The sequence below is a fragment of the Citrobacter sp. CK191 genome, assembly GCF_030333435.1.
Lineage (GTDB): Bacteria > Pseudomonadota > Gammaproteobacteria > Enterobacterales > Enterobacteriaceae > Citrobacter_B > Citrobacter_B koseri.
Window position 1 is genome coordinate 229,954 of sequence record NZ_JAOWFX010000033.1, and the last position, 25,538, is coordinate 255,491.

The window sequence follows — 25,538 nt, forward strand, 5'->3', positions numbered from 1 at the left end:
GCCGTCGATATGTACAAGCGAATGAGTCAGGCAAGCAGAAAGGGGAGGGTTTTTGATGATGTTTTACGCCACGCGAAATTGTGGGCAGAAAAACAAACATTACCGGCTGACCAGTTTGATTCAAAACGGGCTAAACGGGGCAGGCAACAGGGCTTGTTCTGAAAGGGTGAAGACCGCTGTGCTCCAACACAGACGGCCTTCGGTGTAATTCCAGGCAGAAATTACGAGGAAATTATGACAGAAAAATCAGCCGTCAAAAAGATAGATGGGCCACCACTTTAGCGATTAAGAGGTTTTTATGCGTGATTACGCAACTGTTGCGCCTCAGTTCTGGCTTGGAAAGACCGGTCGTGAGTTGAGGAAACAAGGCGCGGAGGCGCAGGTGGTTTCGTTTTATCTGATGACCTCGCCACACGCAAACATGCTCGGGTTGTATTACCTGCCAATTCTATACATAGCCCATGAAACAGGTCTGGGCTTGGAAGGGGCTTCGAAGGGGCTTAAAAGCGCCATTGAAGCTGGATTTTGTAGCTATGACGAGGACACAGAGATGGTCTGGGTGCATGAAATGGCGGCCTATCAGGTAGGGAAGGCATTAAAGCCCGGTGATAACCGCTGCGCTGGCGTCAGGAATGAATATTCCTCGTTGCCTGAAAATCCTTTTCTTTCATCATTTTATGAACGTTACAAGACGGATTTTCATCTGAGTTTTAAGCGCGAATCACGCCATATTTCAGAAGGGGCTTCGAAGGGGCTAGGAAGCCAAGATCAGGAACAGGAACAGGAACAGGATATTGATCATGATGCATCAGCAGGAGCTGATGACCATCAACAGCCAGTAGAAAAAATAAATTACCAACCCATCTTGGAGGCATATCACGAACTGCTGCCAGAAATGCCACAGATAAAAATTCTGACGGATGCCAGGAAAAAACATATCAGGACGTTCTGGAAGAAATACCAGTTTGACGATCAGCGATGGCGGGCATACCTGGGTTACATAGCGACGCACTGTCGTTGGATGCTGGAAGACCGGCCGAACGGTAATGGTGGGTTCTGGAAACGAAAAAATCTGGATTACCTGATTACTGAGCGCTGTTACGTAGCCGTCAAGGAGGAGCGGGCAAATGACAAATAACCAACAGGTGCACTACAGCGTTGACGCTGAACAGGCTGTGCTGGGCTGCCTCATGGTTAACACGGATCGTGAGCGCACAGACCAGGTGTTTGCAATGCTGAAATCAGGCTCGTTTTATCTCCGGGTGCACAGTGTCATTTTTGAGGTTATTCGGGGGTTATACCGTGCAGAACAGCCGACAGATCTGCTGACGCTTGCTGACAAGATGGAGTCTCTTGGTCGTATTGGCGAGGTCGGTGGTTTCGCATATCTGGCCGAGATAAGCAAGAGTACCACGCCGTCGGCAATGGTCCACTACGCAGGAATTGTCCGTGAAAAAGCGATCATGCGTTATGCGGTGGAAAAGCTGAATTCGTGTATGGAAATCATGTTCAGCACTGCTGACATGACGGCAGTCAGCCGTATTGATGCCGTCCAGCAGGTTATTGGCAGCGTGGTTGAGCATTCCCGTACAGGGAGACGCGGTGGGTTAAGACCAGCCGCCGATGTGGTTAATGACTGGGTTAATGATCTCGAGCGCCGTTTCAGCAACCCGGAAAATGCCGCAGGACTGACATTGGGAATTGAAAGCCTTGATCGCCTTATGGCTCCTAAACAAGCACTGCGTGGTTCCCTGGTGGTGATTGGTGCCAGACCGAAAATGGGGAAGAGCGCAACCCTCAACAAAATCACTACGCATTTTGCACTAAACCATCAGTTGCCCACGCTGGTTTTCAGCCTGGAAATGACAGATCGCAGCCTGATTGAACGCATGGTAGCCCAGGAAGCAAAAGTCAATTCAGAGATTTTTTATGTCGGTGCCCAGGACGATACAGACATGAGCAGGGCGATGGCTAAAGCTCTGGAATTGTCGGAATCCAACCTGATGATCGACAGCACCCCGGGAGTGACGTTGGCGCATGTGGTGACGGAATGCCGGAAGGTGAAACGTCAACGAGGGGTCGTAGGTCTGGTGGCTATCGACTACCTGACACTGATGAAAGCCGAGGCAGCAGAACGCCGCGATATTGCCTTTGGGGATATTACCACCGGTTTAAAAAATCTCGCTAAAGAGCTGGATTGCGTAGTCCTGCTGTTGACTCAGTTAAACCGGAAACTGGAAGACCGCGCCGATAAGCGTCCTAACCCCAGCGACAGCAAAGACACTGGACAGATTGAACAGGATTGCGATGTCTGGATCGGGCTGTATCGCGACATCGTTTACAACCAGAACGCCGATCCGCAACTAATGGAATTGCTGTTGCGTCTGAACAGGGAAGGTGCGACGGGGACAGCTTACGCCCTCATGAGCAATGGTTCTGTGGTTGATATCAGCGACGAGGAGGTTGCTCGCCGCCAGATTTCCAGACCGGAAAAAAGCAAGCGTTACGCGCAGACGGAGGATTTTTAGTGAAACGAATCGACGAGGTTTTAGAAAAAACGTTGTTGCAGTTCGGTCGCGGCAATACCCCGGAACAGTGTCAGCGGAACCAGAGAAATATTGTGTCACTCAGAAAAATGATTGATGCAGTAAAAATTTCAGAAGCTATTGAGAAAGAACAGAAATCTTCAACGCGGAGGGATAATGACGATGGCAAGCAAATCACTGTGGGCAATTGTTGATTTCCTTCGGGAAAACCAGACCATCACGCCGCGACAGGTTCAGAACCTGCTGGGATGCGACTGCAAGAAATCTCACAACTTGCTGCTTCACCTGACACGCAAAGCGGTAGTAATCCGTACAGGCGAGCCGCATCACCCGGTTTATTCGCTGTTGCCCGGCGGAGAGCTGAATATCAAGCGCTTCAAATCGACCGTGAGAAAAAACATGGTTACTTCAGTGTGCCGCACAAGTCCGGCGATGAAGAGAGTTCTGGCATTTTACGGGAGGGCATCAGCATGAAATCAACGGTAGAAACAAAAATCATTGAGTTAGTGAAGTTAGGGCATGAGCTGGCGAAAGAACTGCATTGTGCTGAGTCAGCCGCGCTGGTGAGTGATCTGGCTACGCAGCTTGATGTGCAGTTTGCCCGTAGCAATGCGCTGGCTGCAAAGCTGAGCATGATTAACGGCCTCATGGATGCCGCTGAACAGGCCAACAAACTTGCGCAGGAAGCAACGGAAAAGCTGGTACAGGAGCGTGACGCGCTGGCTGCGGAGAATGCGGCGCTGAAGGCTGTTTTACGCCCATCAGACATCCAGAGTGAGTGGACGGATGCATTTGGCGACACTGCAGTAATTGAGCATGACGCGACAGGAGACAATCAGGGTCATTCAGTCTCATGGTCATGGGTTGGTAATCAGGAAGAGGTTATCAAATCCGTTCTGCTTGCTGTTGATGGCAGTATCAAAACTCCGGCTACCGAAGCTTTCCTGGCTGAAGTGCGTGCGCAGGGTGTGGATGCGGCTATCGAGCACCTGCATAAAAAGTTTGAAGGAACCGGTCAAATCGGCGTGCCAGTGATGACGCTTGAGTGGCTGGCGCAGGAACTTCGCAAAGGCGGTGCAGCATGAGCATTCTGGACGTTCTAAATACCGGACTCGCCTTAATGGGATGGCTATTCATCATGTTCAAAACAGGCCAGTGGTTTATCTCCATTGCGTTAAAACAATGGGATAAACGCAGAAAGCAATCTCGTCGTCAAAAAGCAGTAAACGAATTTTACGATGCGTTTGACCTGTCCAGCATCGAACCCGGAACAACGGTTCGTCTGGCTACTAAAGGCGATCTGACAATCATGATGTTTCGCCAGGAGGCCGCCCAATGAGCAACATCGACAAACGCGCATTACGTGAAGCGGCTGATGCGGCAAACAAAACCTCATGGGGTCGTTGGGAATCATATCACCCACACAAAGGCGCGCGGGGCTATGAGGTCAAAGTAGGGGTGAAAGCAATCGCCCAGCACTGCCTCAAGGTTGATTCAGTATTCATCGCCGCAGCCAACCCCTCCACCGTGCTGGCTCTGCTGGATGAGCTGGAAGCCTCACAATCAGAAAACGAGCGCCTGGCGAAGGCGCTGACTGAAAGAAACGGCGAGCCCGTAGAGGGATTAGTGAAACGTGTTACAGAGCTGGAAGAGATAGCCACCGATTACGGCATGAAATTTCAGAGGGCGCAGGACGCACTGAAACATCAGTCGCTGCTGCATAAATCGCAACTGGAAGCCGCAGAGAAGTACATGGCAGAACTGCGAGACTGGAATGCAGGACTTGCGCAAGAGTCATTCGAACGACAGCAGCGTATTGCTGAGTTTTCTGGTCAGAAACGGCTGATTGGGTGGCGAGCATCAGATTACACCGATGAGACATCAGACCCTGAGTTAGCTAAAAACTGGGCTGCTGCTATTGGTGTGCTGCCTATTTTTGAAGGCGACGTGAATACCAAACTTGCCGCCGCTGGCATCGGTAAGGGGGAGTGATGGCTAGCCTGCTCAACTTCCTCGGTATAGATTCCCGGCGTAGCAGCGTGACTCTCGTTGAATACAAATATGATCCAGAGGCGCGAGAGAAGGTCTCAAAGTATCTCGTCAGGCATACGTCCAGCTTTCGCGGAACAACGCTGGAGCAATACGTCACCGTAGAGCGCGACCGTTATGGCGCATTCAAACCTGTAGTCGCGCTGGACGATTTCCCCAGTGGTATGAGTGACAGGGAGTCAATGCTGAAACTGGCCGATTGGCTGCATCGCCTTGGCGTAGCGATTGAAGATGAATGGAGTACACCATGAAAACTAACAGCCACCCGGCCAACGGCCCGCTTACAACCGAACGCCTTATTCACATCCGCGATGTGTTACAGCGTAATCTTCAATACTCAAATGGCGGAAGTATGGACTACATCATCGCTGACGCTGTGAAAGCGATTGATGAATTGCTGGAAGTGCGAAAGGCGGAGCCTGTGGCATGGATGGTTAGAGATATTGATACGGGCGAAAAAGTTATTCGTCCTGATAGGTCGTATTTCGAAGGTTCTTGTCAGCCGTTATACACCGCCCCGTCAGCGGCGGTAGTGCCGGATGAATGGACTATTCAGGATGCCGTGAAGTTTTGCAGGGAAACTGGCAGACAAGACGCTGGCTCAGCTATGGACGCCTGGAACGCCTGCCGCGCCGCCATGCTTCAGGGTGCCGATGGCAACTCTCCGGTGATTCAGAATGGTTGGGTAATGGTGCCTGTTGAGCCAACAGAAGCGATGATTAACGCTTACAGAGGTGCACTTTATTCAGGGGAGTCGGCTGTCTCCTGTATTGATTTGTACAAGGCCATGATTGCAGCAGCGCCACAGCAGGAGGAATGATGGATCAACTTCTGCAATACGCCACCAATCGGATTATAGAACTGGAAAACCTTCTGCTGGTGAATGTTGAGGAAACGGTCTGGCCAGCAGAGGTTCAGATGGTTTTTAGTCAAATCGAAAACGCCGGGAGTTTCCCGGCGCACCACCAGCGTCGATTGCAGCACCACATCAACAGTATGTGGCTGGAAAAAATGCCAGTTACTTCGATTATTGCCGCAGCGCGCTCGCTGGCAGACGCAATGGAGAAATACGCGTGAGAAATAGCGAAATCATTGTTGATAATTTTGCTGGTGGCGGCGGTGCTTCCACTGGAATTGAGATGGCGACTGGCCGCAGCGTGGACATTGCGATTAACCACGATCCGAATGCCGTTGCGATGCACACGACAAACCACCCCAACACACTGCATTATTGCGAATCTGTCTACGATGTCAGGCCGAAGGTAGCGACCGCCGGGCGTCCGGTGGCGCTGGCGTGGTTCTCGCCGGATTGCCGTCACTTTTCAAAAGCCAAAGGTGCGAAGCCGGTAGAGAAAGCGATCCGGGGTCTGGCCTGGGTAGTTCTGCGCTGGGGGCTGGATGTAAAACCCCGTGTGATGAAACTGGAGAACGTCGAAGAATTTAAAACGTGGGGCCCTTTGCTCGCTGGTGAAATGAGGCCAGACCCGGCCCGTGCTGGAGAAACCTTTGAGGCGTTCATTGGTATGCTGACTACTGGCATCCGGGCTGACCACCCGGCACTGGTGGAGTGCTGCGAATTTCTGGGTATTTCTCTTGATAGTGAAGACGCCGCGAGGCTGATCAAGGGGCTGGGCTACGTCGTCGAGTATCGCGAGTTGCGCGCCTGTGACTACGGCGCGCCGACGATTAGAAAGCGATTCTTTATGATTATGCGTTGTGACGGGAAACCGATTGTGTGGCCTGAGCCAACACATGGCGAACCGAAATCACCGGCAGTCCAGGCGGGCAAACTGGCACCGTGGCGTACAGCTGCTGAGTGCATAGACTGGACAATTCCGGCTCCATCGATATTCGATCGCAAAAAGCCGCTGGCAGAAAATACCCTTAAGCGCATCGCGCGCGGCATCCAGCGATTTGTTATCGACAGTGCGTCGCCGTTTATCGTGAAGTGCAACCACACCAGCAGCCGTTCAAGTTATGATTGTTTCCGTGGGCAGCCACTGGAAGAACCCCTGCAAGCGATCACGAAAAAGCATGGTTACGCCGTCGCAGTACCACATCTGACGAAGTTCCGTACCGGCGCAACCGGGCAGGAAGTCACCGAACCTGTACCGACTGTAACAGCTGGCACGTCGGCGCGCCCGGGCGGGAATGGTCATGCACTTGGTATCGTTGAAGCTGCGCTGACTCCGTTCCTGGCTGGCAGCGGCGGCAGTGAGTACCAGGCTAAGCCGCGCCCGTTGGATAAACCAGTTCACACCATACTGAAACAATCCCGGGCATGTGTCGTTGCGCCGGTTATCGCCCGACAGTTTGGCGCCAGCATCGGCCACCGTGCAGATGAGCCAAGCGCGACTATTACCGCTGGTGGCGGCGGTAAGTCTCAGTTAGTTGTCCCAACACTCATTCAAACTGGATACGGTGAAAGACCCGGTCAACATCCGCGAGTACCCGGGCTTGATAAACCACTTGGCACTGTCGTTGCTGGCGGCTGTAAGCATGCGGTTGTGGGGGCCTTTCTCGCAAAGCACTATGGCGGCAACTATACGGGGCCGGGCGTCGGGCTGGATGAGCCGACTCACTCAGTTACGACGGTTGATCATCATGCTGTAGTGACTTCTCATCTTGTGCATTTGCGAGGGTTCTGCAAGGACGGTCAAAAAATGGATCAGCCGGTGCCAACGATTACCGCCGGAGGCCAGCATGTTGGGGAGGTGAAAACCACTCTGGCAGTTGAGCACTACGACGAACAGCGCGCGCAGCAGACGTTGGCGTTCCTGCGTGAATATTGCGGCGAAGACTGTACCGGGCTGGTGGATATCGACGGGATCACATATCGGATTGTTGACATCGGAATGCGCATGCTGCAACCGCATGAGCTTTACCGCGCGCAGGGCTTCCCGGACTGGTACATCATCGATCGGGATTATCGCGGCGTGAAGTATGCAAAGGATAAGCAGGTTGCCCGCTGCGGTAATGCTGTGCCGCCACCGTTCGCCGAGGCGCTCGTCCGCGCGAATCTGCCTGAGCTTTGTCAGCAGAAAGAAATTGCTGCTTAATAAAATATTGCTAATTCGACCCGCTTCGGCGGGTTTTTTTACGCCTGAAACTTGTGTCTACAGGTTAACAATTCGTGCTCTTAAAACGTTGATCATTTCGTTTTATAGGTATACTGTATAAAAATACAGTATACGCAATGGAGGCCACTATGAAAGTTGAGTTAACTATTGATCGAACAAAGAAACTTCCTGATGGTGCAGTGCCAGCACTGGAAAAAGAATTACTTAAACGACTGAATAATCAGTATGAGAATTGCAGCCTGATAGTCCGTCGCGCCGGATCAGATGGACTGAGCGTTTTCGGTGGCGATAAGGACGATAAAAAGAAAATTGAAAAGATCCTCCAGGAGACCTGGGAAAGCGCTGACGACTGGTTTTACTAACATTGCGCTTGGGGCTGGCGCGCATTTTTTCAGAATACCGCAATTTGCGTATCCCTTTGATGCTGCTGCCGACAATTTTTAACCGCGTCTGTATGTCGCTCGAAGGGAGAATAGAATGTGAGTAATTCAGCTTTGCAAACGTCAGAAGATAACTGGTATGACATTGTAAGACGGTCTGACGGCTGCGTGGTGTTTAGCTTTCCTTCGTCGGGCAGGCATCTTATCTATCGCGTCAATGGTATGGTTTCTATGCGGCCTTTGCTGGATGATGAAGAAGTCTTTACTCCCAATGGCTTTATGCAATTTATTCGCCGTCTCGGCTACCGGGTAACGCCACCTTCTGATAATATGAAATCAACGGTCTGAACAGCCGTTAACCTGCTGCGCCACGGAGTGAACAACCATGGCGCAAACACTGTATTTTGAAAAGACCTTCCAGAACGCCCTGATTTCGGTTGATCCCGGAACCAGCGAATTTTTACAACTGTTGCCAACAGGACAGTTGCTCACTGGTGAGTTCCGCAAGCCGCGAAACTACGCATTCCACAAAAAATTCTTCAAGCTATTGTCGCTTGGCTATCACTACTGGACACCAACCGGCGGACTTGTTGAGGAATCAGAGCGGTCGCTAATCTCCGGGTATATTGATTTCCTGTCATCAAACCCGACACAACGTAACGCGCTCCATAACGCTGCTGATATGTATCTGAATACTGTCGGACTGGTGCGTTCCCGCGAAGTCGTACTGCTGAAGCATTTCGAATCCTTCCGCGAGTGGGCAACCATTCAGGCGGGGTTTTACGACGAATATATCATGCCCGATGGCAGCCGCCGGCGCACGGCTAAATCCATTTCCTTCGCCAGCATGGATGATGCCGAATTTAACGGCGTCTATCAGTCGGTGCTAAACGTTCTCTGGAACTACATACTGCGTCGAAAATTTCGATCAGCGAATGACGCCGAGAATGCCGCCGCCCAGCTTATGAGCTTTGCGGGGTGATGGCGATGAAGTATTCATATTTTCATCATACGGAATGCACCACTAAGCAGGCAGAACGCCTGATTGCCGATTATCAGTCTCGCGGCGTCAGAGCCCAAAAGAGCCTCAATCCTGATTTTCTGACCTGGACAGTCAGCGCGAAATTACAAGAGTGCGAACGTCCGGCGCGGACGCCGAGAACCTTCCGACAAAAAGGCTGGGGATGAGCATGGCTATTTATCGAAATAGGAAATGGCTTACCGCCGTCGGGCAGATTGAGCGTTGCGTTCTATGTGGGGCGTGGGGGACGCAAGTGGCGCACCGCAATGAAGGTAAGGGGATGGGGCTTAAGGTTGATGATTGTGCAACTGCTGCGATCTGCGTGACCTGTCATTCAGAGATTGATAACGGGAAAAACCTCTCTCGTGATGAGCGTCGGCAGTTAATGGATCGCGCTATCGTGCTTACTGTCATTGAGATAGTCCGCCGTGGGCTGGTGGTGCCAGTATGAAAATTTACGACATCACGCCGATCGGCAAGCCCAGAATGACCAGGGCCGACAAATGGAAAACTCGACCAGCGGTCATGCGTTACCGGGCATTCTGCGATGAAGCACGCCTGCGCAAAATTCATCTGCCGGAGTCCGGCGCCCACGTCACGTTCGTTATGCCGATGCCAGCGAGTTGGAGCAAAAAGAAGCGAGAGCAGTTCAACGGCAAGCCGCACCAGTCAAAACCCGACTGCGACAACATGCTTAAAGCACTAATGGATGCCCTGTTTGATGATGATTCCAGCGTCTGGGATTGTCGCATCACGAAAGTCTGGGGTGAGAAAGGGCAGATCATTATTGAGGAGGGCGTATGACAACCGAAACCGAAAAAGAACTGAGTAACGTCGTTGCGTTTCCCGAGAGGAAAGAAGATCTGCGCGACGAACTGGCGATGCGACGAGAAGACGGCGGCAAGATTTATTGTCATCACGATTCTGTCTGGGTGGATGAAAAGGAGCGCACATTACGCTGTCGTCGCTGTGATGCGCTGGTGGACCCTTTCAACTACATTCTGCACCTTTGTGATACCGAAAACAGATATGTCGAGAATGTGAAATATCTGCGTCGGGAAGAAAAGCAGCGCCGACAGAACATCGAAAAGCTGATCCAGATTGAGCGTAATGCTAAATCAAGGATCAGGCGAGCAGGACATAAAGGGATGTTGCCGCTATGGCAAAACGAGAGGGTGGAAAAGTGAAGCCCGAAGTTATTGAGTCTCTTCGCTGGCGCTGGCTGCGTCTCCGCATTTATCGCTACCGTGGATCTTTTCCGGTGGCATACCGCATCCTTCGCAATTATATCCGTATTCAGCAGAAAGCAGGGGAAAATCAGTGAAAAATTTATCCTATATTCGCCAGCAACTGATTGCGGCCACGGCAGATCTGAGCGGAGCGACAAAGGGTCAGTTAATGGCCTGGCTGGAGAACGCGCAGTTCGATACGAATACTTACCCCCGCAAGAAGTTGCGTGTACGCGATGAAGTTACGGGAAAACTGATAACGCTGAACAACCCTCCAATCCCCGGAAAACAATCACACGCCAAAGGATCGCATATCCCGCTGGTGCAGCCGGTCGAATATTCCACTGCTTCATGGCGTCGGGCGCTAATGTCGCTCGACGAGCATCAAAAAGCTTGGTTGCTCTGGAATTACAGCGAAAGCACATGCTGGGATCACCAGGTAATCATTACTCGCTGGGCGTGGGAGCAGTTCAGTAAGCAAATTGGGGGGAAGCGCGTGGCGAAAAAGACAATGGAGCGTCTGCGACAGCTTATCTGGCTGGCGGCGCAGGATATGAAATCGGCGCTGGCAGGGCGTGAGCAGTATCAATATGCCGACCTCGCGGCGCTGGTGGGGGTGGAGGATAAAAACTGGTCCAAGACCTTTACAGCGCACTGGGCGGGTATGCTCCGACTGTTTGCTGAACTGGACAGGGAATCATTACTATCAGTAACCAAAACACGTTCGCAGCAAAAAGCGACAAATTGTGAGCAAAGTATTGCAAAAGTAGATTAAAACGGCTATATTTCGTGTAAATCTGATATTGTCGCCATAGCTTTGATTGTCGACGAACTTAAAGCCTCGCCATCGTGCGGGGCTTTGTCGTTTCTGGAGCCAGTATGTCGCAACCAATTACCGAACAGCTTCATTTCAGACCCGCAAGTGAAAAACCAACCAAAGAATTTGATGGGCGTTGGGTTATCCTTCTTAACCCCTGTGATGGTTGGCATATTGCTCAGGTGCTGGCACTCGAAGAGGACGGCGAGGTTTACCATGTTGGTGCATACGAATTTGCTGGTGGAGAGTTTGAGCCACATGATTTCTATGTCGCCTGGGCATTGCTGCCAGATTCGATAAATTTGGCAAACCATTTTGAAGATCAGCGACTGAGCCCTGAGATTAGAGAGGCCCGCTGGCGAGAATGGGTAGCAAAAAACTGAATCCCTCTACCTTGGGACAATTAGCCCGCGCATTGTGGGCGATTAAAGCCGTGCGCTTATCTTCTATTCCCGCTTCTGGCGGGTTTTTTATTTGTGCCGTTCGGAACGATTCCTCTGTGTTTTGTCGTTAATCCACCGGGCGGCCTTTCCCTTACACACAGCCTCCGAAAAACGCGAGGTAAGAGACCATGAGAATGAACGATCACTCAGGGAACATTTTCACGCAGTTTTTCGCGTGGGTTGGAACCCTCGCGGCAGCATTAGGTTTTACCACACAGGACATGGTCTACATGTTCTTTGGTGCTGTCGGCCTGCTTATTTCTCTGATCTCTTACGTAAATGGCCGAATTGATGCCCGTCGTAAACGTAAAGAAGACGAGAAGCGCACAGCCATGATCCGCGATTACCTGGATGGCATCAGTGATAAACCCATTGCTGAGCGTCCGGCTGCTGTAAGTGTTGTTGCCGACGCGCTTACTAAGGCTGGTGAATGATGAATCCTGCATTAAGAAAATATGTGTGGTCCGCAGTAGGCGGTGGGGCAATTGCAATATCTTCTGCGCTGATTACCGGCCCGACTGGCAATGATGGTCTTGAAGGTGTGCGATATCAGCCTTATCGCGATGTGGTCGATAAATGGACTGTCTGCTACGGACACACTGGGAACGACATCATGCTCGGCAAGACCTATACAGAAGCTGAGTGTAAGGTGCTTCTCAGCAAAGACCTGAACGCTGTCGCCCGCCAGATTAACCCGTATATCAAAGTACCAATCCCCGAAACTACTCGTGGGGCGCTTTACTCGTTCGTCTACAACGTCGGCGCTGGAAACTTCAAGACCTCAACGCTCCTGTACAAAATTAACCAGGGCGATATCAAAGGCGCATGCGAGCAGTTAAGGCGCTGGACTTACGCTGGCGGAAAGCAGTGGAAAGGGCTGGTCACCCGCCGCGAGATTGAGCGTGAAGTGTGTCTGTGGGGTGAGAATCCGCAAAATCTCAGTGATGGATTTGGGCCACTTAACCCTGGAACGCCTGCAACAACGCCGGGAGTGTTCTGATGAAACCCAACAAAATTGCGATTGTTGCGGTTCTGCTGGTGGTCGTCGTAATTATCATCTCGGTGCTCTGTGTTCTGCTGGCGCGCAGCAATGCAGCACTGACCATATCTGAAAGTGACAGCCGGGTACTGCGCAGCGACAACGCGCTACAGGCGACCGTCATAGCGACCCAAGCTTTCAACTTCAACCGGTTTAACCTGGTAGCACAGAACACCAACCGTCTTAACTCGCTGATTGATGCCGGCACCGAGAAAACTGTTATCGAATACCGGGAGATTCTCCGTCGTGAAAAAAACTGTGATCTGCCTGTTCCTGCTGATGTCGCTGGTGGGCTGCTCGAATACGCGAACCGTTTACGTGCCAGCGCAATGCACACCGATTCCGGTAACGCTGACGCAGCCGGTGATAGCGCCGCTGCCGCCAAATCAATAACGTATTGCCAGGCTGTTCTGTGGATTAACCCGCTGCTGTCAGCCATTGAGAAGGCGAATAACCAGCTCGCGGGGATACGCCAAATCGAACAGGAACGACAATAGCATTACAGAAGCTCTTCGCTGAGGGGCTTCGATAATGCTTACCCGACAAGAAGCATAGATTGGCATCAACCAAAGAGGTGATCCACATCTTGGCAGCCGGAACAGACGGAAGTGGCATAGCAACATCGTGAGATGGTGGCGACCGCTGCGACAAGAATGCCCATTGCGCCGATTCGTCGCAGTCTCCACGCCCGAACTAAGACCGCAGCCTCCCTGAGGAGGATTCTCCCTGCGCGAGTGGGCGTGGTTATTCAAAAACGGGTCACGCCGGGTTTTCCTCGCGATGGTAACGCGAGCTTTTACCTTCATAGCGGCCAGCCGGAGCCGTGGCGGGCGAATCTGGTTACTTACCTTTTCTTCAAACAGGATTAACTCATGGCTAACGATGACGAGCGCAGGCCATATCCGCCAGTTAACTTCATCACCTCCGACAACTGGCAGCCATACACGAGGCTGATCCCCGCCAATGAAGTGCATGAGTGGATAAACAGGCAAATCCTCAGTGATACCGGAAGTATTCATAACCCTGACCACGGGCACCTGTTAGAGGCTGATCTCTGCTTCATGTGGGCATCAGAATCGTTCGCGAAAAAAGGGCGCTACGTTTTCGGGCAGGCTGAGCAGGTAATGCTCCGCGCCGGTGGGTGGCAGAAAGCCAGAATTGAACAGCAGATGCATGAATGGTTCGGACGCATACCGAAGTTCATCATCACACTGGCGGCCGATTACTGCTCACAGTGCAGCGATCTCGAATTCTGCGCACTGGTAGATCATGAGCTTTACCACATCGCCCAGGCCACCGATGAGTTTGGGGTGCCAAAATTCAACAAAGAGACCGGGCAGCCAGTGCTTACACTGCGCGGACATGATGTCGAAGAATTTGTCGGTGTCGTACGCCGATATGGTGCCAGTAATGAAGTGCAGGAAATGGTTGATGCGGCGAATAAGCCTGCGGAGGTTGCACATCTCAATATTGCCAGAGCGTGCGGGACGTGCATGCTGAAACTGGCTTGATTTTATGACTGATTATGACGGGCAGGTAAGCTATGGCGACATTAAAAGGTGAGGTTAAAGCCTTCATCGTTCAATCGCTTGCGTGCTTTGACACCCCTTCTCAGGTGGTGGAGGCTGTCAAAAAAGAATTCGGCATCACGATCCCTCGTCAGCAGGTTGAATCTCACGACCCGACAAAAGCTAACGGCAAAGGCCTGGCGAAAAAATGGGTGGAAATGTTCAACGAAACCCGCGAGCGCTTCCAGACGGAAATTGCAGAAATCCCGATCGCTAATAAGGCTTATCGGCTCCGCGTACTGCAACGAATGTCTGTGACCTCCGAGAACATGAAAAACCTCGGCATGACGGCCCAGCTTCTCGAACAGGCTGCGAAAGAGGTCGGTGACGTTTATACCAACAAGCAGAAGGTTGAACAGAACGTTATATCCACTCACAACGTTATGCCCGTTCCATCCTGTGACAACGTTGACGAATGGGAAGCTGCTGCGCAGAAACAACAAAATGAGGTTCTTGGTGGATGAATTACAAGGCTGTATGGAAGCCTCTTCCCGGATCACAGTCTCTTTCGCTGAGTTGCCCGTGTAATGAGATCCTCTACGAGGGAACGCGTGGACCAGGAAAAACCGCTGCGCAGTTGGCTCGTTTTCGCCGCAATGTCGGTGTTGGTTATGGTTCATTCTGGCGCGGTGTTATTTTTGACACTGAGTATAAGAACCTGGCAGACATCATCACGCAGTCTAAGCGTATGTATAACCTGTTCGGCGACGGGGCAAATTTTCTTAGGTCCGCGAGCGAGCTGCGATGGGTTTGGCCTACTGGTGAAGAACTGCTGTTCCGGTTCGGAAGCGAAGCTGATGATTACTGGAACTTCCACGGGCAGGAATTTCCGTTTATCGGCTTTAACGAGCTGACCAAACAACCGAATTCAGATTTCTACGAAGCAATGTTTTCGTGTCGCCGCTCATCGTTCCGGCCTGAAGACTATCCGCGAAAAGATGGCTCGTTGCTAAAACCGATCCCGCTCGAAGTATTCAGCACGACAAACCCATTTGGCATCGGTCATACCTGGGTAAAAAAGCGATTTATCGAACCGGCACCACGCGGAACTGTGCAGCGTCACAAACAGTTAGTGTTCAACCCTCAAACCGAGAGGGAAGAAGAGATCACGTTAACCCGCGTCGCGATACACGGTTCTTTCAAAGAAAATCCGTACCTCGATCCGCAGTACATCGCAACGCTGATGGCAATCAAAGACCCGAACCGTCGCAAGGCGTGGGTTGATGGTTCGTGGGACGTGACCAGCGGCGGACGGTTCGACCACCTCTGGAATGAATCACTGCATGTCATTAAACCGTTCCGTATACCGGATAGTTGGACTGTTGACCGCTCGCATGACTGGGGAGAGTCGAAGCCATTCTCTAACCTCTGGTGGGCGCGTACGGATGGAACTGTTGCGACGCTGCCGGATGGGCGTCAATTTTGCCCGCCTTCCGGATCTCTGATTCTGATTGGCGAGTGGTACGGCTGCCCGCCTGACGAACTGAATAAAGGGCTGAACATGTCATCTACCAACGTTGCAAAAGGCATTGCGTGGATTGATAAGCGGCTAACAGGCCAGGAAGTTGACGAACCGGACGAGATAAAACTCGATGGCGTCACTCAGGGACAACTCAACATTATGCCGGGCATCTGCAAAAAGGTTGTTCCCGGCCCGGCCGATAGCGCGATCTATAACACTGGCGACGATGAACTTTCCATCGCTCAGAAAATGGAAGTGCAGGGCGTTAAGTGGGTTGAGGCCAACAAAAAACCCGGCTCTCGCGTTAATGGTGCTGCGTTATTCGCTGACATGCTGGAGGCGGTTGTTGAAGGCAAAAAACTGGAATCCGGGATACCAGAAAAACCTGCGTTTTATGTTTTTGATTACTGCCGTGGCTGGATAAGCCGTATTCCTGTACTCGTCCGCGACAGCAAAAACCCTGATGACGTTGACACGCAGCAGGAAGATCACGACTGGGACGGAACTCGTTATGCAGTTCTGCACAATCCACCGAAGCCCGCTTTCTCCATCTCACTGGACACAACATTCTGATGGCTAATAACGACATTACCTTTGTTCGTCCTGAGGTCAGGGCGGCGTTGCCTGTATGGAAAAAAATTCGCGATGTTTGTAAGGGGGCGGACGCCGTTAAGGCTGACGGGAACGCGTATCTCCCGTATCTCGATCCCTCCGATAAATCATCACGGAACAAAAAACGCAACGAGGCGTACATTGAAAGAGCAGTGTTCTATGCGGTAACGGGGAATACGAAAATCGGCCTGATGGGCCTTGCCTTTCGCAAAGACCCGACTCTGACCGCACCGGAAAAGCTCGCCTACGTTCAGAACAATGCTGATGGCGCCGGGACAAGTATCTACCAGCAGGCGCAGCAGGTGCTTGAAAATGTTCTTGAGGCGGCCCGTGACGGGCTTTACGTTGATTATGCCAGCGCCAGTGATGAAGCCATTATTCTCCGCTATTTGGCAGAGAACATCATCAACTGGCGCACGGAAAGGATTAACGGACGCGATCAGCTAGTGCTGGTGGTGCTGCGAGAGTGCATTGAAGAGCCTGACGGTTACGGATTTCAGGAACGTATCCAGTATCGTGAACTGGCGCTGGAGAACGGAAAATTCGTTTGCCGGGTCTGGCGCAGGTCGGGCGATACGCAATCCGGGGCGTATGAAATCGATTCCGAATATTGGCCTAAGCCCAAAGGGGAAAAATACTGGGATGAAATCCCGTTTACGTTTGTTGGTGCGCAAAATAACGATCCGACAATTGATGAATCCCCACTTGCAGCGCTGACAGAAATTAATCTGGGTCATTACCGGAATTCCGCTGACTATGAGGACAGTGTGTTCTTCTGCGGTCAGGTGCAGCCGGTTATAAGTGGTCTTGATACAACATGGCGAGACTGGTTGCAAAAGGCTGGCATTAAAGTTGGCTCCAGAACGCCATTCTTGCTGCCAAAAGACGCCAGTTTTAAGTATGCGCAGGCGGAAGCCAATACTCTCGCTAAAGAAGCAATGGACAGCAAGCGTGATTATATGGTGCAGCTCGGCGCCCGGTTAATTGAGCAGAATTCTGCTGTCAAAACAGCCACGCAAGCTACCGGAGAGCAGACGTCATCGACTTCTGTTCTGGGTATCTGTGCAGCGAACGTCACTGAAGCCTATGGCCGAGTTCTCGCGTGGTGCGCGCGCTATCTTGGTGTGAAAAATGAAACACCGACATTCGTTATCAGTCAGGAGTTTATCGCCAGAGTAGCTGAGTCAGGGATAGTCACAGCTATTGTTGCGGCATGGCAGTCCGGCGCGATTCGTGATTCCGATATGGTACGCGCGTTGCAGAAACTGGACATCATAGACCCCGCTGACAGCGTTGAAGATGTGATCGACGCAATCCGCAATCAGGAGCCAACGTTGATCGGAGGCGGGAATGGCGACGGTTAACGAGCAATTGCGTGACGAGTCCATAGCGCACGCAATCTGGATAAGTCGTTACAGTACCGGCGTTGCTAACCGGATGGTGAAACTGCTCAACGAAAGTGATGCGGAGCTGACAGCGCGCCTGCTGGTGGCTATGGATGGGCTTGATGCAGACAGTTTCACTGTAACGCGCCTTCAGGCATTACTCGCCAGTGTCAGGGCAGTGAACCATCAGGCGATTCAGTCAATGCTGCAAGGGTTGTCCACTGAACTGAATGACCTGGCTCAGCATGAGGCTGGTTATCAGTTGAACCTGTTTGATTCTCTTCTGCCTGATTTTGTGGCCAACGTTCATCCTCTGGTGGGTATCTCTCCTGACGCGGTTTACGCGGCGGCGATGGCGAAACCCTTTCAGGGACGATTGCTCAGCGAATGGGCGTCAAACCTCGAAGCGGATCGCCTAAACCGCATCAGCAATACAGTGCGACAGGGCTTTTTGCTGGGCGATACGACAGAGCAGATAGCGCGCAAGGTTCACGGCCACGCTAATCGTGGATACCAGGATGGCGCGTTACAGATGAGTCGCGCCAATGCCGCCAGTATCGCGAAAACGGCGGTGGGTCATCTTGCAGCGACGGCGCGTAACAGCTTCGCTGACGCCAATAACGACCTGATGAAGGGTAAGCAGTGGCTTTCAACCCTGGACAACCGAACGACGCAGATGTGCAGGATTCGCGACCGCCTTAAGTACACGCTGGATAACAAGCCAATCGGTCACAAGATTCCTTATTTGCAGGGGCCTGGAAAAATTCATTTCTGCTGCCGCTCTACTGAAACCTTCATCCTCAAATCAGCGAAAGAACTGGGTATCGATGTTCGCGATATCCCGCCAGCGGAACGCGCCAGCATGGATGGTGTTGTGCCCGGCGATACCAACTATCAGGAATGGTTCTCGCGCCAGTCGTTCGATCGCCAGAAGCAAATCGTTGGCGAGAAACGTGCGCGCCTCATTCGCGATGGTGGCATGTCTCCTGATGAGTTCTACACCGATAAAGGCGAATGGCTGACGCTGGCGCAGTTGCGGGAACGTGACGCACAGGCATTCAGAGAGGCGGGTTTATGATAATCTTCCTGAATATGGTTAAAACCACGGAGTCATCATGACGGATGAAGAATTTACAGCCAGAATGCGGGAAATCGCGAATGGGGTGTTTCAGCCAGAAGTTCAGCGTGGCGAGGCTGATGACTTGATTATCGAATACCTAAAATCAAAGGGGCTTGATGATGCTGTTGCTGCTTATGAGAGCATCCATCGGCTGTTTGGGTAATATAATTATTAGTGGCTAGGGTAGCTCCCGAAAAGCGGCATCGTCACCGCCTGCCACTAATAACCTGACGAGCAACGAGACGAGGTTGTTATGGATTCACAAAAACAAAGAGACCTTATTGCAAGCCTGTATGAAGAGCTGGTAATCGCAAGGGGGCTCATTAAAGAGATTTGCACAGTGCGAAGCATTGCGGAGCCAAAGGCTTCTTTGCAGAGAATGGATAAAGCCATTAAAGACGCAAAAGATATGCTTGAAAATATCTAAATAAAGAGGTCGCCATAGCGCGGCCTTTTTTATTATCTGAAACTCACAACGGGCTGCCTCCGGGCGGCCTTTTTTATTGGGCCAGGCCCACACTGAATATCCCAAGGGGACAACATGCTTATTCGTAACATGCTCATCAAATATTACGCACCAGCTGGTGAAGAAGATAACTCTGGCGGTGGTGGCGATGGCGCACCAGAAATTACGCCGGAAATTCAGAAGCTGATTGATGAGCAGGTATCGGCTCAGGTGTCAGGACTGAAAAACAAAAATACGGAGTTGCTCGGAAAGCTCAAGGAGTCAACCGAGTCCCTCAAACGTTTTGATGGTATCGACCCTGACGCTGTACGCGGCATCCTTAAGCGTTTTTCCGACGATGAAGAAGCAAAGCTGATCGCCGACGGAAAAATTGATGAGGTGCTGAACAAACGTACTGAACGTTTACGCGCTGACGTTGATAAGCAAATCAAGGCCGCTAACGAGCGTGCGGATAAAGCTGAAGCGTTCTCGAATAAATTCCGGGATCGGGTGCTGGCTGATGCAATTCGCGCGGCGGCTGCAACCGTCGGCGCGCTGCCTGAAGCGTCCGACGACCTGATCCTCCGTGCCAAAGGCACATTCCAACTCAACGACGAAGGCGAGGCCGTAGCTGTTGATGCAAACGGTGATGTTCTGTTCGGCAAAGACGGCAAGACCCCGTTAAGCCCTGTTGAGTGGGCGGAATCCCTGAAAGAATCCGCGCCGCACCTGTTCCCCCGCGCTGAAGGCACGGATGCAGGTGGTCATAAGCAGCAGGGAAGCGGCGCTCTTAAACGCTCTGAAATGACATCGGCCGATAAAACAGCCTACATCCGTAAACACGGACAACAGGCCTTCCTCAGGTTACCAAAGTAAGGAACAACAATGGCTACGACCGTTAATACTGATCTGATTATTTATGACGATCTCGCGCAAACTGCGTTTCTGGAGCGCCGTCAGGATAATCTGGATGTTTTTAACCAGGCGTCTAATGGTGCAATCATTCTCGATAACGAACTGATCGAAGGTGATTTCCGTAAGCGCGCTTTCTATAAAGTCGGCGGTTCTATCGAGGCGCGTGACGTTAACTCTACTGATCCGGTAACGGGTAAAAAAATCGGTGCGGGTGAGTCCGTCAGCGTAAAAGCGCCGTGGAAATATGGTCCGTACGAAACTACGGAAGAAGCGTTCAAGCGTCGCGGGCGTGATGTGAGCGAGTTTTCTGAGGTGATTGGTGTCGATGTGGCTGACGCGACACTGGAGGGCTACATCAAGTACGCGCTTCAGGGGCTGATTGCCGCTATCGGTGCCAACGCTGATATGGTCGTGACTGCGGATATTGCCACTGATGGCAAGAAAACGCTGACTCGCGGTCTGCGCACCTACGGCGATAAATTCAACCGCGTTTCCCTGTTCGTCATGCACTCCACTACCTACTTCGATATTGTTGATCAGGCTATCGACAACAAAATCTACGAAGAAGCGGGCGTGGTCGTGTACGGCGGCCAGCCAGGTACGCTGGGTAAACCGGTTCTGGTGACCGATACGATGCCTGTTGATGCAATTCTGGGGCTGGTGGCCGGTGCTGTATCAGTAACTGAGTCTCAGGCGCCGGGGTTCCGCTCCTATGACATCAACGACCAGGAAAACCTCGCGATCGGCTATCGTGCTGAAGGTACGGTGAACGTCGAACTGCTGGGGTACAGCTGGGACACCACCAAAGGCGAAAACCCGGACCTTACCGCCATTGGCACGCAGGGGAACTGGAAGAAACACTTCACCAGCAACAAATCCACTGCGGGGGTTTTGATTCAGCTCGGCGGCGGCAGCTAATCACCAGGGGCTTCGGCCCCTTTTTTATTGCGCACCCACCGCGCCTGACAAACGAGAGTCTTTCAGAAAGTGAGCCTGAGAACGCCGTACAGGTGGCGACCTCTCTCGGGCTGCGTTCTGGTGGACAGGCTCACTTTTCTAAAAGGAAACGCAGATGAAATACCAGATAGCGAAGTTATACCGTGGAGACTATTTCCTTGGTTACGGTATTGCCGTGGATGGTCAGCTACTGGATGGACAGGTCTCGACCAGCATTAACACCGAAACAACTTCCTTACCAAAGGTCACAGTGGTTTTTAACCTCAATAAAGACCACGCCGAAAATCAAATCACCATTGACCTTGACGAGAAGGTATAAGCAATGGATGTCATTGTTGGTGGGGTTCCTTATGTCCGCGCCGATAGCGTTTCCCATAATAAAATCGGAATCGCGATAACCACTCACAACAGGCCGGATGTCCTCGCAAAATCACTTGAGCATCATCGAAAATATTTACCTCCCGGTGTGGTCGTGTTCGTCATTGATGATGGTTCAAATCCGCCAGCAACAGTTCCGGGTTGGAGTAATTTAATCCGGCACGATAATTCAAAAGGCATTGTTGCTTCGAAGAACGCCAGTCTTACGGCGCTGATGGATGCCGGGTGCGAGCATCTGTTTTTATGGGACGATGACGCATGGCCGATTGCCGATGGCTGGCATCTTCCGTATATCGAATCACCAGAGCCGCATCTTGCGTATCAGTTCCTCGACCTTGCCGGCCCGCGAAAACTTAACGATCTCGCGGTGCTTTATAGCGACGATAAGCATGTGGCGTACACGGGGCAGCGCGGCGTGATGCTGTATTACCACCGCAGCGCTATCGAGCGTGTCGGCGGCTTCGACTGGGTTTACGGGCGCGGCATGTACGAACACAGCGACCTTGCCCTGCGCATCCATAACGCTGGACTGACTACCTGGGCTTATGCTGATGTAACTGGCTCCGAAAAGCTGATTCATTCGCTCGATGAACATGAAGCCGTAGACCGTTCAGTGCCAACGGCAGACAGGAAAGCGCTGGTGGAACGTAATGTAAAAATCCACAACGAGCGTCGCGATACGGGTTATACCGGCTATGTCGAATACCGGCGCCAGCGCGACGTTGTGATCACAACATTACTGACGAGCCAACCGGACCCGCAGCGCGGTAGCAGAATGCAGCCTGACCCGGCGGAGCTGACCACCTGGGCTAAATCAATCCGGGGTGCCGATGCCGTAGTACTGGCCGACCAGCTAACCTCCGCTCCCGATGGCGCTCAACTGGTGACAGTTCCAGATGTCGCAATGAACGTCTACTTCCGGCGCTGGCTGCATATCTGGCAGCACCTGCGCGATCATCCTGAATACCGGTTCGTCTGGTGTACCGATGGTACTGATGTCGAAATGCTTTGTGCGCCGTGGGATGAGATGGAACCAGGCAAGGTTTATGTCGGCTCCGAACCAAAAACTTATGCTGATACATGGGCGAAACAGAATCACCCGGAACGCATCTATCAGGAGTTTATCGAACAGCACCGCAACGATGTGATGCTTAACGCCGGGCTGCTGGGCGGTACGCGCGCAGATGTAATGGCGTTCGCTCACGGCATCATCCGCCTTTACTACCGGATTGAGAGCTACCGATTCTGGAAGAAAGAGCAGGCTGGCGCCGCAGTCGGGGACATGCTTGCGTTCGGCATTGTGGCGAAGTCTTTCGGCGATCGGATAGTAACAGGCCCGCGCATCCACACCGTGTTCAAGTCTGATGGTGTCGGTAAGGAGTACGCCTTTTGGAAACACAAGTGAAGTTTGTGGTGGTCGGGCATCACTCAAGAGAACCTCAGGCGCGAGCACTGGCTTACCAAATCGGACCAACTGCTCACGTCATGATCGACCCAGATAACCACGGCGCTAACTGGAATCATCGCCGCGCGCTTGAATGGGCTGCCGGGCAATCCTGCCGGGTTGTAGTGCTGGAAGACGACGCGATGCCTGTTGCTGGTTTCACTGATCTGGTGGGTGAGTGGCTTAACCGCTTCCCTGATTCACTGGTGAGCTTTTACCTGGGCACTGGCCGACCACCTCAGTACCAGATGCAGATAGCCGAACGACTGATAGTGTCCGATAAGACGCAGGCCGACCACATCACGCTACCACGACTGATTCACGGCGTCTGTTATAGCGTGCCGCCACATCATATTGAACGGGTTCTGGCGTGTTGGGACAGCCATAAGGCTGCTGATTATGCAGTAGGTGACGCATATGGTTGCCCTGTGGTCTATCCGTGTTACTCGCTGGTGGATCATGCCGACGGTGAATCGGTAGAGCGTCATCCAGACAGAACACCGCGCACAGAGCGCCGCCGGGCGTGGAGATTATCTCAATGACAACCTATATAACCGTCGCTGATGTTGACCAGTTGCTTGGTGAAAACTGGACTGAGCCAGATAAAAAAGCAAAAGCGGTTCTGATGGCTAATGCCTGGATGACAAGCCTCAATCTTCAGGATATCGACCTCAATAATATTCCTGATGATGTAAAACAGGCTGGCGCATACGCAGCTTCCGTCGCGGCTGTTGGAAACCTTTACCAACAGAAAACCAGTTCTGGCGTCGTTACGAGTGAGTCAGTTACAGCGGATGGAGTGAGTGTATCTGAATCGTATGCTGAATTATCGGTAGACAGTTCATCACTTCTTGACCCTGATCTTCAACTGGCGCTGGCATTGCTGGGCCCGTGGCGGCTGAGTCCTTTTCAAACGTACTTTGTGAGGGCTTGATATGGGCGAAGTAGTCAACATTGAACCGCGCAAGCCGCATGTTTGCCTACAGACTTCTGACGGCAATGTGCATGTCATTCCGGTATCCCTTATGCGAGCGATCGCTGATGGGAAAATGTCGCCAGATGACATTGCTGACAGGGACCAGGTGGTCAGGGCGATTATCGCTGAGTGGTTGAGGCTGATTCATGGGGATTCGTGAAAAATTACAGTCGAAGGTCGCAAAGGCCTTTGATACCAAGCTGGCGGATGCCGTCAACGATTTCACCGGCTCTTACGTCATCCAAACCGGATGGGACCCGGTAACTGAAACAGGCGGTGAAACCACAGTGACCTACACCGGGCGTGGCGTTCTGTCGAAATACAGCCTCAACCGCATTGATGGCGTCAATATCCTGCACGGCGACCTGAAATTAACAGCGCTGACGAATGAAGTTACCGACGAACCGAAAGTCGATCACATCATCACTGCACCAGACCTGATTACCGGCGAACAGCAACGCTACAAAGTCATTACGGCAGGAACCGATCCGGCGAAAGCAACATATTCCATTCAGTTGCGGAGGGTGTAATGCAATTTCTTCTGCTTTATCTAATCTGCGGACTGCCTCTCGGTCTTTTCGAGTTTGTATCCGTATTGCTCGTCAGGGATGGTGGCTCGGTATTATGGCTTAAGGCTACTTATGGTGTAATCGCCGTGCTTTTATGGCCGCTAATTTTTGCTGTACTGTTCGTGCCTGAACGGATTCTTTGCAAGTGGCGGAGAGTATGGGATGACTAAGGCCTGGAGTCTTGACCCTGCATTGTTCGCTGACAAAGTGGAAGAGGATGTCGGAAAACTGCAACGCGTTATAGCCATTCAGTTGCTCAATGAGATCGTTATTCGGTCACCGGTCGGTAACCCTGAAATATGGGCTGTAAACCAGACAGCAGTTCAATACAACAAAGCGGTAAGCGAGTGGAATGAGTCGCAGCTCTCTAACCCCGAAAATCTGACAAAAACAGGACGGCTTAAAAGGAAAGCCCGCGTCAATGACAGCATGGATATAAAACGTCCCGCAGAATATCGAGCAGGAACTTTTCGGGCATCGCATTTTGTTAGCATTGGCTCTCCAAGCAATTACGTGCCAAGCGAGCCAGACCCGAATGGTGCAAACACTATAAATAACGGGACTTCGACAATTCTTGCGGCGCCAAGTTATTCGGTCATCTACATCCAGTCAAACCTTCCTTATTCCGTACCGCTTGAAAACGGGCACTCAAAGCAGGCACCGGCAGGCGTTTATGCGGTTTCATTTAATGGTGTAACACAGGCCTACAAATGACCCTCACAGAAATTCGTAACGCTGTCATCACCAGAATGACGGCGCAGACGGCTATTGCTGAAAGTGACGTGACATACCCTAACGACCCGACATTCGACCCGAAAGGAAAGGATATTTGGGCGCGGGTGACAAACATAGCCGGTCAGGCAGGCGCGACGGAAATCGGCGCGGGTCCCGTTGTACACAGAACGGGGATTGTCATTATCCAACTTTTTGTTCCCACCGGTTCTCACTCATTACCAATAACTCAGGCCGCCGACAAAATTGTTTCTTTGTTCGAGTTCCAGGATGACGGCGCACTGAGCTATTTCGCTGCATCAGCATACGAAGTCGGTGATGCCAATGGTTGGTATCAATGGAACATCAACATCCCTTACCGCGCGACTTAG

Annotated in this window: 39 protein-coding genes and 1 pseudogene; all 40 read left to right on the forward strand. The window is 51.9% G+C overall.

The features are described from left to right. Positions 1-298: 298 nt before the first annotated feature. Positions 299-805 (forward strand): annotated as a pseudogene (locus OGV82_RS18415) (DNA-binding protein); the annotation flags it as partial. 322 nt (positions 806-1,127) lie between these two features. Further along, positions 1,128-2,528: a replicative DNA helicase gene (locus tag OGV82_RS18420; protein ID WP_199977209.1), complete on the forward strand. Its 1,401-nt coding sequence runs from the start codon at positions 1,128-1,130 to the stop codon at positions 2,526-2,528. Next, entirely contained in the window at positions 2,528-2,740 is a 213-nt protein-coding gene (locus OGV82_RS18425) for a hypothetical protein (protein WP_199977207.1), read from the forward strand. Before OGV82_RS18420 ends, OGV82_RS18425 begins: the two co-directional genes overlap by 1 nt. Then, a complete protein-coding gene (locus tag OGV82_RS18430; protein ID WP_407056890.1) occupies positions 2,703-3,020 on the forward strand; it encodes a hypothetical protein in 318 nt (105 codons plus the stop codon). Before OGV82_RS18425 ends, OGV82_RS18430 begins: the two co-directional genes overlap by 38 nt. Then, positions 3,017-3,631, forward strand: a complete 615-nt coding sequence (locus OGV82_RS18435) for a hypothetical protein (protein ID WP_286450300.1) — start codon at positions 3,017-3,019, stop codon at positions 3,629-3,631. Before OGV82_RS18430 ends, OGV82_RS18435 begins: the two co-directional genes overlap by 4 nt. Further along, on the forward strand, positions 3,628-3,885 hold the full coding sequence (locus tag OGV82_RS18440) for a DUF4752 family protein (protein WP_200029295.1): 258 nt from the start codon (positions 3,628-3,630) through the stop codon (positions 3,883-3,885). Before OGV82_RS18435 ends, OGV82_RS18440 begins: the two co-directional genes overlap by 4 nt. Beyond that, positions 3,882-4,538 (forward strand): ead/Ea22-like family protein, encoded by a 657-nt coding sequence (locus OGV82_RS18445; RefSeq protein ID WP_286462755.1) that lies wholly within the window; start codon positions 3,882-3,884, stop codon positions 4,536-4,538. Before OGV82_RS18440 ends, OGV82_RS18445 begins: the two co-directional genes overlap by 4 nt. Beyond that, positions 4,538-4,846 carry a hypothetical protein gene (locus tag OGV82_RS18450; RefSeq protein WP_044076532.1) on the forward strand — a complete coding sequence of 103 codons (309 nt, stop codon included), beginning with the start codon at positions 4,538-4,540 and terminating at the stop codon, positions 4,844-4,846. Before OGV82_RS18445 ends, OGV82_RS18450 begins: the two co-directional genes overlap by 1 nt. Further along, positions 4,843-5,415 carry a hypothetical protein gene (locus tag OGV82_RS18455; RefSeq protein ID WP_286462756.1) on the forward strand — a complete coding sequence of 191 codons (573 nt, stop codon included), beginning with the start codon at positions 4,843-4,845 and terminating at the stop codon, positions 5,413-5,415. Before OGV82_RS18450 ends, OGV82_RS18455 begins: the two co-directional genes overlap by 4 nt. After that, entirely contained in the window at positions 5,415-5,672 is a 258-nt protein-coding gene (locus tag OGV82_RS18460; protein ID WP_286462817.1) for a hypothetical protein, read from the forward strand. The genes OGV82_RS18455 and OGV82_RS18460 overlap by 1 nt, the downstream gene beginning before the upstream one ends. After that, complete coding sequence (locus OGV82_RS18465) at positions 5,669-7,654, forward strand: DNA cytosine methyltransferase (RefSeq protein WP_200098960.1); 1,986 nt, start codon at positions 5,669-5,671, stop codon at positions 7,652-7,654. Before OGV82_RS18460 ends, OGV82_RS18465 begins: the two co-directional genes overlap by 4 nt. A gap of 149 nt (positions 7,655-7,803) precedes the next feature. Then, positions 7,804-8,037, forward strand: coding sequence for a DinI-like family protein (locus tag OGV82_RS18470; RefSeq protein WP_275147323.1), 234 nt, complete (start codon positions 7,804-7,806; stop codon positions 8,035-8,037). A 117-nt stretch (positions 8,038-8,154) separates the two neighbouring features. After that, positions 8,155-8,403 (forward strand): hypothetical protein, encoded by a 249-nt coding sequence (locus OGV82_RS18475; RefSeq protein WP_012132752.1) that lies wholly within the window; start codon positions 8,155-8,157, stop codon positions 8,401-8,403. 37 nt (positions 8,404-8,440) lie between these two features. Further along, positions 8,441-9,037, forward strand: coding sequence for a DUF1367 family protein (locus OGV82_RS18480; RefSeq protein WP_286462757.1), 597 nt, complete (start codon positions 8,441-8,443; stop codon positions 9,035-9,037). Further along, on the forward strand, positions 9,037-9,243 hold the full coding sequence (locus OGV82_RS18485; RefSeq protein ID WP_286462818.1) for a hypothetical protein: 207 nt from the start codon (positions 9,037-9,039) through the stop codon (positions 9,241-9,243). The genes OGV82_RS18480 and OGV82_RS18485 overlap by 1 nt, the downstream gene beginning before the upstream one ends. A 2-nt stretch (positions 9,244-9,245) precedes the next feature. Further along, positions 9,246-9,527, forward strand: a complete 282-nt coding sequence (locus OGV82_RS18490; protein ID WP_286462758.1) for a hypothetical protein — start codon at positions 9,246-9,248, stop codon at positions 9,525-9,527. Beyond that, positions 9,524-9,880, forward strand: a complete 357-nt coding sequence (locus OGV82_RS18495; protein WP_286462759.1) for a RusA family crossover junction endodeoxyribonuclease — start codon at positions 9,524-9,526, stop codon at positions 9,878-9,880. The genes OGV82_RS18490 and OGV82_RS18495 overlap by 4 nt, the downstream gene beginning before the upstream one ends. Continuing rightward, the gene (locus tag OGV82_RS18500; RefSeq protein ID WP_275147325.1) at positions 9,877-10,263 is read left to right on the forward strand and encodes a hypothetical protein; all 387 of its coding nucleotides are present in this window, start codon (positions 9,877-9,879) and stop codon (positions 10,261-10,263) included. The genes OGV82_RS18495 and OGV82_RS18500 overlap by 4 nt, the downstream gene beginning before the upstream one ends. Continuing rightward, positions 10,260-10,400: a YlcG family protein gene (locus OGV82_RS18505; protein ID WP_024130418.1), complete on the forward strand. Its 141-nt coding sequence runs from the start codon at positions 10,260-10,262 to the stop codon at positions 10,398-10,400. The genes OGV82_RS18500 and OGV82_RS18505 overlap by 4 nt, the downstream gene beginning before the upstream one ends. After that, positions 10,397-11,080, forward strand: a complete 684-nt coding sequence (locus OGV82_RS18510; protein ID WP_275147326.1) for a bacteriophage antitermination protein Q — start codon at positions 10,397-10,399, stop codon at positions 11,078-11,080. The genes OGV82_RS18505 and OGV82_RS18510 overlap by 4 nt, the downstream gene beginning before the upstream one ends. Positions 11,081-11,184: 104 nt before the next feature. After that, positions 11,185-11,505 (forward strand): hypothetical protein, encoded by a 321-nt coding sequence (locus tag OGV82_RS18515; protein ID WP_199971489.1) that lies wholly within the window; start codon positions 11,185-11,187, stop codon positions 11,503-11,505. A 188-nt stretch (positions 11,506-11,693) separates the two neighbouring features. After that, the gene (locus tag OGV82_RS18520) at positions 11,694-11,999 is read left to right on the forward strand and encodes a hypothetical protein (RefSeq protein WP_012132741.1); all 306 of its coding nucleotides are present in this window, start codon (positions 11,694-11,696) and stop codon (positions 11,997-11,999) included. Continuing rightward, entirely contained in the window at positions 11,999-12,565 is a 567-nt protein-coding gene (locus OGV82_RS18525; RefSeq protein WP_200053000.1) for a lysozyme, read from the forward strand. The genes OGV82_RS18520 and OGV82_RS18525 overlap by 1 nt, the downstream gene beginning before the upstream one ends. Continuing rightward, positions 12,565-13,101 carry a hypothetical protein gene (locus OGV82_RS18530; protein ID WP_200052982.1) on the forward strand — a complete coding sequence of 179 codons (537 nt, stop codon included), beginning with the start codon at positions 12,565-12,567 and terminating at the stop codon, positions 13,099-13,101. Before OGV82_RS18525 ends, OGV82_RS18530 begins: the two co-directional genes overlap by 1 nt. A 375-nt stretch (positions 13,102-13,476) precedes the next feature. Further along, positions 13,477-14,115: a putative metallopeptidase gene (locus tag OGV82_RS18535; RefSeq protein WP_200052983.1), complete on the forward strand. Its 639-nt coding sequence runs from the start codon at positions 13,477-13,479 to the stop codon at positions 14,113-14,115. A 32-nt stretch (positions 14,116-14,147) separates the two neighbouring features. Next, positions 14,148-14,636 carry a DUF2280 domain-containing protein gene (locus OGV82_RS18540; RefSeq protein WP_200052984.1) on the forward strand — a complete coding sequence of 163 codons (489 nt, stop codon included), beginning with the start codon at positions 14,148-14,150 and terminating at the stop codon, positions 14,634-14,636. After that, complete coding sequence (locus tag OGV82_RS18545; RefSeq protein ID WP_286462762.1) at positions 14,633-16,207, forward strand: terminase large subunit domain-containing protein; 1,575 nt, start codon at positions 14,633-14,635, stop codon at positions 16,205-16,207. Before OGV82_RS18540 ends, OGV82_RS18545 begins: the two co-directional genes overlap by 4 nt. After that, complete coding sequence (locus OGV82_RS18550) at positions 16,207-17,610, forward strand: DUF4055 domain-containing protein (protein ID WP_200052986.1); 1,404 nt, start codon at positions 16,207-16,209, stop codon at positions 17,608-17,610. Before OGV82_RS18545 ends, OGV82_RS18550 begins: the two co-directional genes overlap by 1 nt. Beyond that, the gene (locus OGV82_RS18555) at positions 17,597-18,709 is read left to right on the forward strand and encodes a phage minor head protein (RefSeq protein WP_200052987.1); all 1,113 of its coding nucleotides are present in this window, start codon (positions 17,597-17,599) and stop codon (positions 18,707-18,709) included. The genes OGV82_RS18550 and OGV82_RS18555 overlap by 14 nt, the downstream gene beginning before the upstream one ends. Positions 18,710-18,746: 37 nt before the next feature. Beyond that, positions 18,747-18,914, forward strand: a complete 168-nt coding sequence (locus tag OGV82_RS18560) for a hypothetical protein (RefSeq protein WP_275150774.1) — start codon at positions 18,747-18,749, stop codon at positions 18,912-18,914. Between the two features lie 90 nt (positions 18,915-19,004). Further along, positions 19,005-19,178, forward strand: coding sequence for a hypothetical protein (locus OGV82_RS18565; protein ID WP_200028120.1), 174 nt, complete (start codon positions 19,005-19,007; stop codon positions 19,176-19,178). A gap of 114 nt (positions 19,179-19,292) precedes the next feature. Further along, positions 19,293-20,072: a hypothetical protein gene (locus tag OGV82_RS18570; protein ID WP_286462764.1), complete on the forward strand. Its 780-nt coding sequence runs from the start codon at positions 19,293-19,295 to the stop codon at positions 20,070-20,072. 9 nt (positions 20,073-20,081) lie between these two features. Continuing rightward, positions 20,082-21,029 (forward strand): major capsid protein, encoded by a 948-nt coding sequence (locus tag OGV82_RS18575; RefSeq protein WP_060816039.1) that lies wholly within the window; start codon positions 20,082-20,084, stop codon positions 21,027-21,029. 154 nt (positions 21,030-21,183) lie between these two features. Further along, complete coding sequence (locus tag OGV82_RS18580) at positions 21,184-21,387, forward strand: hypothetical protein (protein ID WP_200052990.1); 204 nt, start codon at positions 21,184-21,186, stop codon at positions 21,385-21,387. Between the two features lie 3 nt (positions 21,388-21,390). Then, a complete protein-coding gene (locus OGV82_RS18585) occupies positions 21,391-22,851 on the forward strand; it encodes a glycosyltransferase family 2 protein (RefSeq protein WP_200052991.1) in 1,461 nt (486 codons plus the stop codon). After that, the gene (locus OGV82_RS18590) at positions 22,836-23,432 is read left to right on the forward strand and encodes a hypothetical protein (RefSeq protein ID WP_112002341.1); all 597 of its coding nucleotides are present in this window, start codon (positions 22,836-22,838) and stop codon (positions 23,430-23,432) included. The genes OGV82_RS18585 and OGV82_RS18590 overlap by 16 nt, the downstream gene beginning before the upstream one ends. Continuing rightward, entirely contained in the window at positions 23,429-23,824 is a 396-nt protein-coding gene (locus tag OGV82_RS18595) for a hypothetical protein (protein WP_060937471.1), read from the forward strand. Before OGV82_RS18590 ends, OGV82_RS18595 begins: the two co-directional genes overlap by 4 nt. Positions 23,825-24,012: 188 nt before the next feature. Continuing rightward, a complete protein-coding gene (locus tag OGV82_RS18600; protein ID WP_286462765.1) occupies positions 24,013-24,396 on the forward strand; it encodes a glutamate 5-kinase in 384 nt (127 codons plus the stop codon). Positions 24,397-24,597: 201 nt separating this feature from the next. Continuing rightward, positions 24,598-25,149, forward strand: a complete 552-nt coding sequence (locus OGV82_RS18605; RefSeq protein ID WP_012132722.1) for a hypothetical protein — start codon at positions 24,598-24,600, stop codon at positions 25,147-25,149. After that, positions 25,146-25,538, forward strand: a complete 393-nt coding sequence (locus tag OGV82_RS18610; protein ID WP_200073771.1) for a phage tail terminator-like protein — start codon at positions 25,146-25,148, stop codon at positions 25,536-25,538. Before OGV82_RS18605 ends, OGV82_RS18610 begins: the two co-directional genes overlap by 4 nt.

What these genes read in the sequence shown, in the direction of transcription:
- OGV82_RS18420 (WP_199977209.1), top strand. Translation starts at nt 1,128, where the DNA reads ATGACAAATAACCAACAGGTGCACTACAGCGTTGACGCTGAACAGGCT.
- OGV82_RS18430 (WP_407056890.1), top strand. Translation starts at nt 2,703, where the DNA reads ATGACGATGGCAAGCAAATCACTGTGGGCAATTGTTGATTTCCTTCGG.
- OGV82_RS18435 (WP_286450300.1), top strand. Translation starts at nt 3,017, where the DNA reads ATGAAATCAACGGTAGAAACAAAAATCATTGAGTTAGTGAAGTTAGGG.
- OGV82_RS18440 (WP_200029295.1), top strand. Translation starts at nt 3,628, where the DNA reads ATGAGCATTCTGGACGTTCTAAATACCGGACTCGCCTTAATGGGATGG.
- OGV82_RS18445 (WP_286462755.1), top strand. Translation starts at nt 3,882, where the DNA reads ATGAGCAACATCGACAAACGCGCATTACGTGAAGCGGCTGATGCGGCA.
- OGV82_RS18450 (WP_044076532.1), top strand. Translation starts at nt 4,538, where the DNA reads ATGGCTAGCCTGCTCAACTTCCTCGGTATAGATTCCCGGCGTAGCAGC.
- OGV82_RS18455 (WP_286462756.1), top strand. Translation starts at nt 4,843, where the DNA reads ATGAAAACTAACAGCCACCCGGCCAACGGCCCGCTTACAACCGAACGC.
- OGV82_RS18460 (WP_286462817.1), top strand. Translation starts at nt 5,415, where the DNA reads ATGGATCAACTTCTGCAATACGCCACCAATCGGATTATAGAACTGGAA.
- OGV82_RS18470 (WP_275147323.1), top strand. Translation starts at nt 7,804, where the DNA reads ATGAAAGTTGAGTTAACTATTGATCGAACAAAGAAACTTCCTGATGGT.
- OGV82_RS18480 (WP_286462757.1), top strand. Translation starts at nt 8,441, where the DNA reads ATGGCGCAAACACTGTATTTTGAAAAGACCTTCCAGAACGCCCTGATT.
- OGV82_RS18485 (WP_286462818.1), top strand. Translation starts at nt 9,037, where the DNA reads ATGGCGATGAAGTATTCATATTTTCATCATACGGAATGCACCACTAAG.
- OGV82_RS18490 (WP_286462758.1), top strand. Translation starts at nt 9,246, where the DNA reads ATGGCTATTTATCGAAATAGGAAATGGCTTACCGCCGTCGGGCAGATT.
- OGV82_RS18495 (WP_286462759.1), top strand. Translation starts at nt 9,524, where the DNA reads ATGAAAATTTACGACATCACGCCGATCGGCAAGCCCAGAATGACCAGG.
- OGV82_RS18500 (WP_275147325.1), top strand. Translation starts at nt 9,877, where the DNA reads ATGACAACCGAAACCGAAAAAGAACTGAGTAACGTCGTTGCGTTTCCC.
- OGV82_RS18515 (WP_199971489.1), top strand. Translation starts at nt 11,185, where the DNA reads ATGTCGCAACCAATTACCGAACAGCTTCATTTCAGACCCGCAAGTGAA.
- OGV82_RS18520 (WP_012132741.1), top strand. Translation starts at nt 11,694, where the DNA reads ATGAGAATGAACGATCACTCAGGGAACATTTTCACGCAGTTTTTCGCG.
- OGV82_RS18525 (WP_200053000.1), top strand. Translation starts at nt 11,999, where the DNA reads ATGAATCCTGCATTAAGAAAATATGTGTGGTCCGCAGTAGGCGGTGGG.
- OGV82_RS18530 (WP_200052982.1), top strand. Translation starts at nt 12,565, where the DNA reads ATGAAACCCAACAAAATTGCGATTGTTGCGGTTCTGCTGGTGGTCGTC.
- OGV82_RS18535 (WP_200052983.1), top strand. Translation starts at nt 13,477, where the DNA reads ATGGCTAACGATGACGAGCGCAGGCCATATCCGCCAGTTAACTTCATC.
- OGV82_RS18540 (WP_200052984.1), top strand. Translation starts at nt 14,148, where the DNA reads ATGGCGACATTAAAAGGTGAGGTTAAAGCCTTCATCGTTCAATCGCTT.
- OGV82_RS18545 (WP_286462762.1), top strand. Translation starts at nt 14,633, where the DNA reads ATGAATTACAAGGCTGTATGGAAGCCTCTTCCCGGATCACAGTCTCTT.
- OGV82_RS18550 (WP_200052986.1), top strand. Translation starts at nt 16,207, where the DNA reads ATGGCTAATAACGACATTACCTTTGTTCGTCCTGAGGTCAGGGCGGCG.
- OGV82_RS18555 (WP_200052987.1), top strand. Translation starts at nt 17,597, where the DNA reads ATGGCGACGGTTAACGAGCAATTGCGTGACGAGTCCATAGCGCACGCA.
- OGV82_RS18560 (WP_275150774.1), top strand. Translation starts at nt 18,747, where the DNA reads ATGACGGATGAAGAATTTACAGCCAGAATGCGGGAAATCGCGAATGGG.
- OGV82_RS18565 (WP_200028120.1), top strand. Translation starts at nt 19,005, where the DNA reads ATGGATTCACAAAAACAAAGAGACCTTATTGCAAGCCTGTATGAAGAG.
- OGV82_RS18570 (WP_286462764.1), top strand. Translation starts at nt 19,293, where the DNA reads ATGCTTATTCGTAACATGCTCATCAAATATTACGCACCAGCTGGTGAA.
- OGV82_RS18575 (WP_060816039.1), top strand. Translation starts at nt 20,082, where the DNA reads ATGGCTACGACCGTTAATACTGATCTGATTATTTATGACGATCTCGCG.
- OGV82_RS18580 (WP_200052990.1), top strand. Translation starts at nt 21,184, where the DNA reads ATGAAATACCAGATAGCGAAGTTATACCGTGGAGACTATTTCCTTGGT.
- OGV82_RS18585 (WP_200052991.1), top strand. Translation starts at nt 21,391, where the DNA reads ATGGATGTCATTGTTGGTGGGGTTCCTTATGTCCGCGCCGATAGCGTT.
- OGV82_RS18595 (WP_060937471.1), top strand. Translation starts at nt 23,429, where the DNA reads ATGACAACCTATATAACCGTCGCTGATGTTGACCAGTTGCTTGGTGAA.
- OGV82_RS18600 (WP_286462765.1), top strand. Translation starts at nt 24,013, where the DNA reads ATGGGGATTCGTGAAAAATTACAGTCGAAGGTCGCAAAGGCCTTTGAT.
- OGV82_RS18605 (WP_012132722.1), top strand. Translation starts at nt 24,598, where the DNA reads ATGACTAAGGCCTGGAGTCTTGACCCTGCATTGTTCGCTGACAAAGTG.
- OGV82_RS18610 (WP_200073771.1), top strand. Translation starts at nt 25,146, where the DNA reads ATGACCCTCACAGAAATTCGTAACGCTGTCATCACCAGAATGACGGCG.